Annotated in this window: 5 protein-coding genes; 4 read left to right on the plus strand and 1 reads right to left on the minus strand. The window is 68.1% G+C overall.

Annotation, left to right across the window (positions count from 1 at the left end):
• Nucleotides 1-1,725: propionate catabolism operon regulatory protein PrpR (gene prpR, locus ACSHSS_RS31495; RefSeq protein WP_445546093.1), on the minus strand; the 1,725-nt coding region annotated here is incomplete at its 3' end.
• 171 nt (nt 1,726-1,896) lie between these two features.
• Between prpR and prpB the strand changes: the two genes are divergently transcribed.
• The 4 genes from prpB (at nt 1,897) to prpF (ending at nt 7,911) form a co-directional block, all read left to right on the plus strand.
• Nucleotides 1,897-2,790, plus strand: a complete 894-nt coding sequence (gene prpB, locus ACSHSS_RS31500) for a methylisocitrate lyase (RefSeq protein WP_445546094.1) — start codon at nt 1,897-1,899, stop codon at nt 2,788-2,790.
• 54 nt (nt 2,791-2,844) lie between these two features.
• A complete protein-coding gene (gene prpC / locus ACSHSS_RS31505; protein ID WP_445546095.1) occupies nt 2,845-4,017 on the plus strand; it encodes a bifunctional 2-methylcitrate synthase/citrate synthase in 1,173 nt (390 codons plus the stop codon).
• 80 nt (nt 4,018-4,097) lie between these two features.
• On the plus strand, nt 4,098-6,695 hold the full coding sequence (acnD, locus tag ACSHSS_RS31510) for a Fe/S-dependent 2-methylisocitrate dehydratase AcnD (protein WP_445546096.1): 2,598 nt from the start codon (nt 4,098-4,100) through the stop codon (nt 6,693-6,695).
• A gap of 25 nt (nt 6,696-6,720) precedes the next feature.
• Nucleotides 6,721-7,911 (plus strand): 2-methylaconitate cis-trans isomerase PrpF, encoded by a 1,191-nt coding sequence (gene prpF, locus ACSHSS_RS31515; RefSeq protein ID WP_006397393.1) that lies wholly within the window; start codon nt 6,721-6,723, stop codon nt 7,909-7,911.
• The last annotated feature ends 179 nt before the right edge of the window (nt 7,912-8,090 follow it).

Raw genomic sequence — 8,090 nt, forward strand, 5'->3', positions numbered from 1 at the left:
CGCTTCGGCCAGCTCCACCGCGATCCGCTCGATCACGTTCTGCAATTCGCGCACGTTGCCGGGCCACCGGTAGCGCGTGAGCGTCGGCTGCACCGCGCCGAGCACGCGCGCCGCATCGTCGGCGTCGCGCAGCCGCTCCGCGAGCCGCGGCTCGCGCCGCGCGGCCTGCACGAGCAGCGTCGCGGCGAGCGCGGGAATGTCGGCCGCGCGTTCGCGCAGCGGCGGCAGGCCGACATTCAGGATGTTGAGCCGGTAATAGAGATCGGCGCGGAACGTGCCGGCCTCGACGGCCGCGAGCAGCGGCCGGTGCGTCGCGGCGATCACGCGCACGTCGATCCGGATCGGTTCGGTCGAGCCGAGGCGGATCACCTCGCGCTCCTGCAGTACGCGCAGCAGCCGGCTTTGCAGCGACGGCGGCATTTCGCCGATCTCGTCGAGAAACAGCGTGCCGCGATGCGCGGCCTCGAACAGCCCGGTCTTGCCGCCGCGGCGCGCGCCCGTAAACGCGCCTTCCTCATAGCCGAACAGCTCGCTTTCGAGCAGCGCTTCCGGAAATGCGCCGCAATTGACCGCGACGAACGGATAGCTGCGTCGCGCGGAGAGCGCATGCAGGCTCTGCGCGATCATCTCCTTGCCGGTGCCGCTTTCGCCGAGCACGAGCACGGTCGCATCGGATTTCGCGTAGCGGCGCACGAGCTCGCGCACGCGCGTCATCGGCGCGGATGCGCCGACGACGTCGTCGAGCGAATAGCGCGCGGCGAACTGCTGCGTGTTCGGCTGCGAGCGCAGCGCGCGATCGAGCCGCTCGACCGCGCGCGATTCCTGGAACGTCAGCACGCTGCCGGACGTGACGCCGCGATCGACGAGCGGCCCGCGATGCACGACGTAGCGCACGCCGCGCACGGTCGCGAGCGCGTCGCCGTCCTCGCCGCGCAGCGTGCGCAGCTCGGGCCGCAGATCGACGAGCGCGCGGCCGACCGCCGCCGACGGCTCGACGCCGAGCGCCGACGCGAGCCGCTCGTTGATCGCCTCGACGCGGCCCTGCGCGTCGAGCGCGACGACGCCGTCGCGCAGATGCTGGAGCAGCGTGTCGAGCCGCTGGCGGCGAAACGCTTCGGCATGCGTCGCGTACGCGACTTCGAGCGCCGTTTCGACGGCCTTGCGCACCGATGCGTGCGAATACAGGAACACGGCGCCCATCCCGGCGCTTGCCGCGAGATCGGTGACGAGGCCGGGCCCGACGATCGTTTCGATGCCGCGATCGCGCAGATCGTGCACGCACGCTTCGGCTTCCTGTGCGGTCTGATATGACGCAAACTGCACGTCCAGACCGTACGCGGCGACGAAGCGGCGCACTTCGGGTGGCGTGTCGCCGGCGCTGACGAGCGCGATGCGCGTCGCATCGCGCCGCGCGCGCGCGAGCGCCTGCATCACGTCGAAGCCGGTCGGCGACACGACGACGACGGGCACCTGCGCGCGCGTCTTCAGGAAGCCGCCGTTCGAGCCGGCCGCGACGATCACGTCGGGCCGCGCGGTACCGGCCTCGGCGATGGCGCCGAGCGCGTCCTCGTACGCGCGCGTGACGATGCGCACGTCCGCGCGTTCGTCGAATTCGCCGGCGATTTCGCGAAACAGGTCGCGCAGCCGGCTGATGCCCATTGCCCAGATGCGCGGGCGCACCGTGCGGTCGGCGGCGCCGGCCGGCTTGATCGAAGAGAGGTCCATGGCCGCCGATTATGCGCGCCGGATTTCATTTTTGGGATACGAGATTTCCGAATTGAAATGAAACGGGCCGCCGGCTGTGGCGCCGTTCGCTTAAGAATCAGCGGGTTAGCGCGGCGGATCGATGCTGGCCCGGTCCTTGCTGTCTATGGGCATTCCTTCAGGAGGCCGTTCATGAGCAACACGCATCTTCAGAGCGCCGGCGCGAAGTTCCGCGCGGCAGTCGCGGCCGAGCAGCCGCTGCAGGTAGTCGGCGCGATCACCGCGTACGCGGCCAAGATGGCGCAGGCCGTCGGCTTCAAGGCCGTCTATCTGTCGGGCGGCGGCGTCGCCGCGAACTCGCTCGGCATTCCCGATCTCGGCATCAGCACGATGGAAGACGTGCTGATCGACGCGAACCGGATCACGAACGCGACCGACCTGCCGCTGCTCGTCGACATCGATACCGGCTGGGGCGGCGCCTTCAACATCGCGCGCACGATCCGCTCGTTCATCAACGCGGGCGTCGCGGCCGTGCATATCGAGGACCAGGTCGGCCAGAAGCGCTGCGGGCACCGTCCGGGCAAGGAGTGCGTGCCGACCGACGAGATGGTCGACCGCATCAAGGCCGCCGTCGACGCGCGTACCGACGACCAGTTCGTGATCATGGCGCGCACCGACGCGGCCGCGGCCGAAGGCATCGATTCGGCGATCGAACGCGCGGTCACCTACGTCGAAGCCGGCGCCGACATGATCTTCCCCGAGGCGATGAAGACGCTCGACGACTACCGCCGCTTCAAGGCCGCGGTGAAGGTGCCGATCCTCGCGAACCTGACGGAATTCGGCTCGACGCCGCTGTTCACGGTCGACGAACTGCGCGAGGCGAACGTCGACATCGCGCTGTACTGCTGCGGCGCGTATCGCGCGATGAACAAGGCCGCGCTGAATTTCTACGAGACGGTGCGCCGCGACGGCACGCAGAAGGCGGCCGTGCCGACGATGCAGACGCGCGCCGAGCTGTACGACTTCCTCGGCTATCACGAATACGAACGCAAGCTCGACGAGCTGTTTGCGCAGGGCAAGAAGTAAGCGGCCCGCGTGGCGACGACGAATCTGCCTATCTGAATACAGGAGAACGGAAACATGAGCGAGACGAAAGACGCAGCAGCACCGGCCGCCGCAGGCGCATTCAAGCCGAAGAAGTCGGTCGCGTTGTCGGGCGTGACGGCCGGCAACACGGCGCTGTGCACGGTCGGCAAGACCGGCAACGATCTGCACTACCGCGGCTACGACATTCTCGACGTCGCGGAATCGTGCGAGTTCGAGGAGATCGCGCACCTGCTCGTGCACGAGACGCTGCCGAACCTGACCGAACTCGCCGCCTACAAGGCGAAGCTGCGCGCGCTGCGCGGGCTGCCGAACGCGCTGAAGGCGGTGCTCGAGCAAATCCCGGCGTCGGCGCATCCGATGGACGTGATGCGCACCGGCGTGTCGGTGCTCGGCACCGTGCTGCCTGAGAAGGACGACCACAACCTGCCGGGCGCGCGCGACATCGCGGATCGCCTGATGGCCTCGCTCGGCTCGATGCTGCTGTACTGGTATCACTTCTCGCACAACGGCAAGCGGATCGAAACGGAAACCGACGACGATTCGATCGGCGGCCACTTCCTGCACCTGCTGCACGGCAAGACGCCGTCGAAGTCGTGGGTCGACGCGATGCACACGTCGCTGATCCTCTACGCGGAGCACGAGTTCAACGCGTCGACGTTCACGGGCCGCGTGATCGCGGGCACGGGCTCCGACATGTACTCGGCGATCACCGGCGCGATCGGCGCGCTGCGCGGGCCGAAGCACGGCGGCGCGAACGAGGTCGCGTATGAAATCCAGAGCCGCTACCGCTCGCCGGACGAGGCGGAAGCCGATATCCGCCACCGCGTCGAGAACAAGGAAGTCGTGATCGGCTTCGGTCATCCGGTCTACACGATCTCCGATCCGCGCAACAAGGTGATCAAGGGCGTCGCGCACAAGCTGTCGAAGGAAGCGGGCGACCTGAAGCTGTACGACATCGCCGAGCGCCTCGAATCGGTGATGTGGGACGCGAAGAAGATGTTCCCGAACCTCGACTGGTTCAGCGCCGTGTCGTATCACATGATGGGCGTGCCGACCGCGATGTTCACGCCGCTGTTCGTGATCTCGCGCACGTCCGGCTGGGCCGCGCACATCATCGAGCAGCGCATCGACAACAAGATCATCCGCCCGAGCGCGAACTACACGGGCCCGGACGATCTGCAGTTCGTGCCGATCGAGAAGCGCTGAAACACCGGCCGCGCGCACCGGCGCCCGTTTTGCGGGCGGCCGGCGCGCGTCGCACGCCACCCTTCGATTTCCCCCACATGATGAATACCGCCTACCGCAAACCCCTGCCCGGCACGTCGCTGGACTACTTCGACACGCGCGCCGCGGTCGAGGCGATCGCGCCCGGCGCCTACGACACGCTGCCGTACACGTCGCGCGTGCTCGCCGAGAACCTCGTGCGCCGCTGTGACCCGGCGATCCTCGCCGATTCGCTGAAGCAGATCATCGAGCGCAAGCGCGAGCGCGATTTTCCGTGGTTCCCGGCGCGCGTCGTGTGTCACGACATCCTCGGCCAGACCGCGCTCGTCGACCTCGCCGGCCTGCGCGACGCGATCGCGGAGCGCGGCGGCGATCCGGCCAAGGTGAACCCGGTCGTGCCCGTGCAGCTGATCGTCGATCACTCGCTCGCGGTCGAATGCGGCGGCTTCGATCCGGATGCGTTCGCGAAGAACCGCGCGATCGAGGATCGCCGCAACGAGGATCGCTTCCACTTCATCGAGTGGACGAAGAAGGCGTTCGAGAACGTCGACGTGATTCCGCCGGGCAACGGCATCATGCATCAGATCAATCTGGAGAAGATGTCGCCGGTGATCCAGGTGCAGGACGGCGTCGCCTATCCGGACACCTGCGTCGGCACCGACAGCCACACGCCGCACGTCGATGCGCTCGGCGTGATCGCGATCGGCGTCGGCGGGCTCGAGGCCGAGAACGTGATGCTCGGCCGCGCGTCGTGGATGCGGCTGCCCGACATCGTCGGCGTCGAGCTGACCGGCAAGCGCCAGCCCGGCATCACGGCGACCGACATCGTGCTCGCGCTGACCGAGTTCCTGCGCAAGGAAAAGGTGGTCGGCGCGTATCTGGAATTCCGCGGCGAAGGCGCGGCGAGCCTGACGCTCGGCGATCGCGCGACGATCTCGAACATGGCGCCCGAATACGGCGCGACGGCCGCGATGTTCTTCATCGACGGCCAGACGCTCGATTATCTGCGTCTGACCGGCCGCAGCGACGAACAGGTGAAGCTCGTCGAGACCTACGCGAAGGAAGCGGGCCTGTGGGCCGACACGCTGAAGCACGCGCAATACGAGCGCACGCTGACGTTCGATCTGTCGAGCGTCGTGCGCAACATGGCCGGCCCGTCGAATCCGCACAAGCGGCTGCCGACCTCCGACCTCGCCGCGCGCGGGATCGCCGGCCAGTGGGAAGAGAAGCCGGGCGAGATGCCCGACGGCGCCGTGATCATCGCCGCGATCACGAGCTGCACGAACACCAGCAACCCGCGCAACGTGATCGCCGCGGGCCTGCTCGCGCGCAACGCGAACGCGCGCGGCCTCGGGCGCAAGCCGTGGGTGAAGAGCTCGCTCGCGCCGGGCTCGAAGGCCGTCGAGCTGTACCTGAAGGAAGCGAACCTGCTGCCCGAGCTCGAGAAGCTCGGCTTCGGCATCGTCGCGTTCGCGTGCACGACCTGCAACGGGATGTCCGGTGCGCTCGATCCGAAGATCCAGCAGGAAATCGTCGAGCGCGACCTTTACGCGACGGCCGTGCTGTCCGGCAACCGTAACTTCGACGGGCGCATCCATCCGTATGCGAAGCAGGCGTTCCTTGCCTCGCCGCCGCTCGTCGTCGCGTATGCGATCGCCGGCACGATCCGCTTCGACATCGAGCAGGACGTGCTCGGCCACGACCGGGACGGCAAGCCCGTCACGCTGAAGGACATCTGGCCGACCGACGAGGAAATCGATGCGATCGTCGCCGCGAGCGTGAAGCCCGAACAGTTCCGCACCGTCTACGAGCCGATGTTCGCGCGCGCGGCCGACGCGGGCGAGCGCGCGGCGCCGCTCTACGACTGGCGGCCGCAGAGCACCTACATCCGCCGTCCGCCGTACTGGGAAGGCGCGCTGGCCGGCGAGCGCACGCTGAAGGGCATGCGTCCGCTCGCGGTGCTCGGCGACAACATCACGACCGATCACCTGTCGCCGTCGAACGCGATCTTGCCGGACAGCGCGGCCGGCGAATACCTCGCGAAGATGGGCCTGCCGGAAGAGGACTTCAACTCGTACGCGACGCACCGCGGCGATCACCTGACCGCACAGCGCGCGACGTTCGCGAACCCGACGCTCGTCAACGAGATGGCGGTGGTCGACGGCGCGGTGAAGAAGGGCTCGCTCGCGCGCGTCGAGCCGGACGGCAAGGTGATGCGGATGTGGGAGGCGATCGAGACGTACATGAATCGCAAGCAGCCGCTGATCGTCGTCGCGGGCGCCGACTACGGCCAGGGCTCGTCGCGCGACTGGGCGGCCAAGGGCGTGCGGCTCGCGGGCGTCGAGGCGATCGTCGCCGAAGGCTTCGAGCGGATCCACCGCACGAACCTGATCGGGATGGGCGTGCTGCCGCTCGAGTTCAAGCCGGGCACGAACCGCAAGACGCTCGGCATCGACGGCACCGAGACGTTCGACGTGATCGGCGAGCGTACGCCGCGCGCGGATCTGACGCTCGTGATCCATCGCCGCAACGGCGAGCGCGTCGACGTGCCGGTCACGTGCCGGCTCGATACGGCCGAGGAAGTGTCGATCTACGAGGCGGGCGGCGTGCTGCAGCGCTTCGCGCAGGACTTCCTCGAATCGTCGCAGGCCGCGGCCTGATCCGACCACACTGGAGCAACGCAACATGGCGCACATTCCTCAAATCCGGATTCCCGCGACCTACATGCGCGGCGGCACCAGCAAGGGCGTGTTCTTCCGGCTGCAGGATCTGCCGGATGCCGCGCAGGCGCCCGGCGCCGCGCGCGACGCGCTGCTGCTGCGCGTGATCGGCAGCCCCGATCCGTACGGCAAGCAGATCGACGGGATGGGCGGCGCGACGTCGTCGACGAGCAAGACGGTGATCGTCTCGAAGAGCGCGCGGCCCGGCCACGACGTCGATTACCTGTTCGGGCAGGTCGCGATCGATCGCGCATTCGTCGACTGGACCGGCAACTGCGGGAATCTGTCCGCGGCGGTCGGCCCGTTCGCGATCGCGGGCGGCCTCGTCGACCCGGCGCGCGTGCCGCGCGACGGCGTCGCGACCGTGCGGATCTGGCAGGCGAACATCGGCAAGACGATCGTCGCGCACGTGCCGATCACGAACGGCGCGGTGCAGGAAACGGGCGATTTCGAGCTGGACGGCGTGACGTTCCCGGCCGCCGAAGTGCAGCTCGAGTTCATGGATCCGGCCGCCGACGAAGAGGGCGCGGGCGGCGCGATGTTCCCGACCGGCAACCTCGTCGACGATCTGACGGTGCCGGGCGTCGGCACGCTGAAGGCGACGATGATCAACGCGGGGATCCCGACGATCTTCGTCGACGCGGAAGCGATCGGCTACAAGGGCACCGAGCTGCAGGACGCGATCAACGGCGACGCGAAGGCGCTCGAGAAGTTCGAGACGATCCGCGCGCACGGCGCGCTGCGCATGGGGCTGATCGACACGCTCGACGAGATCGCGACGCGGCAGCATACGCCGAAGATCGCGTTCGTCGCCAAGCCGGCCGACTATGTCGCGTCGAGCGGCAAGCGCGTGAACGCGGGCGACGTCGACCTGCTGGTGCGCGCGATGTCGATGGGCAAGCTGCATCACGCGATGATGGGCACGGCGGCCGTCGCGATCGGCACGGCCGCGGCGATTCCCGGCACGCTCGTCAATCTCGCGGCCGGCGGCGGCGAGCGCAACGCGGTGCGCTTCGGGCATCCGTCCGGCACGCTGCGCGTCGGCGCCGAGGCGAAGTTCGAGAACGGCGAATGGACGGTCACGAAGGCGATCATGAGCCGCAGTGCGCGCGTGCTGATGGAAGGGTGGGTGCGCGTGCCGGGCGATGCGTTCTGAGGCGACCGGCCATCGATTCGATCCCCGTGAAGCGGAGTCGCTGCGCGGGGATTTTTTGTTTGACGATGACTCCAGCCCGGTACTTCGCTGGACTGCGCCGTAGCTCGATACAGCAGGTTTATCAAGAACTTACGCGCGTCCATCATATGCCGGTGCTTTCTGAAACTTGACCCGGTTTT

The sequence above is a fragment of the Burkholderia sp. BC1 genome, from assembly GCF_052683555.1.

What these genes read in the sequence shown, in the direction of transcription:
- acnD (WP_445546096.1), top strand. Translation starts at nt 4,098, where the DNA reads ATGAATACCGCCTACCGCAAACCCCTGCCCGGCACGTCGCTGGACTAC.
- prpF (WP_006397393.1), top strand. Translation starts at nt 6,721, where the DNA reads ATGGCGCACATTCCTCAAATCCGGATTCCCGCGACCTACATGCGCGGC.
- prpB (WP_445546094.1), top strand. Translation starts at nt 1,897, where the DNA reads ATGAGCAACACGCATCTTCAGAGCGCCGGCGCGAAGTTCCGCGCGGCA.
- prpC (WP_445546095.1), top strand. Translation starts at nt 2,845, where the DNA reads ATGAGCGAGACGAAAGACGCAGCAGCACCGGCCGCCGCAGGCGCATTC.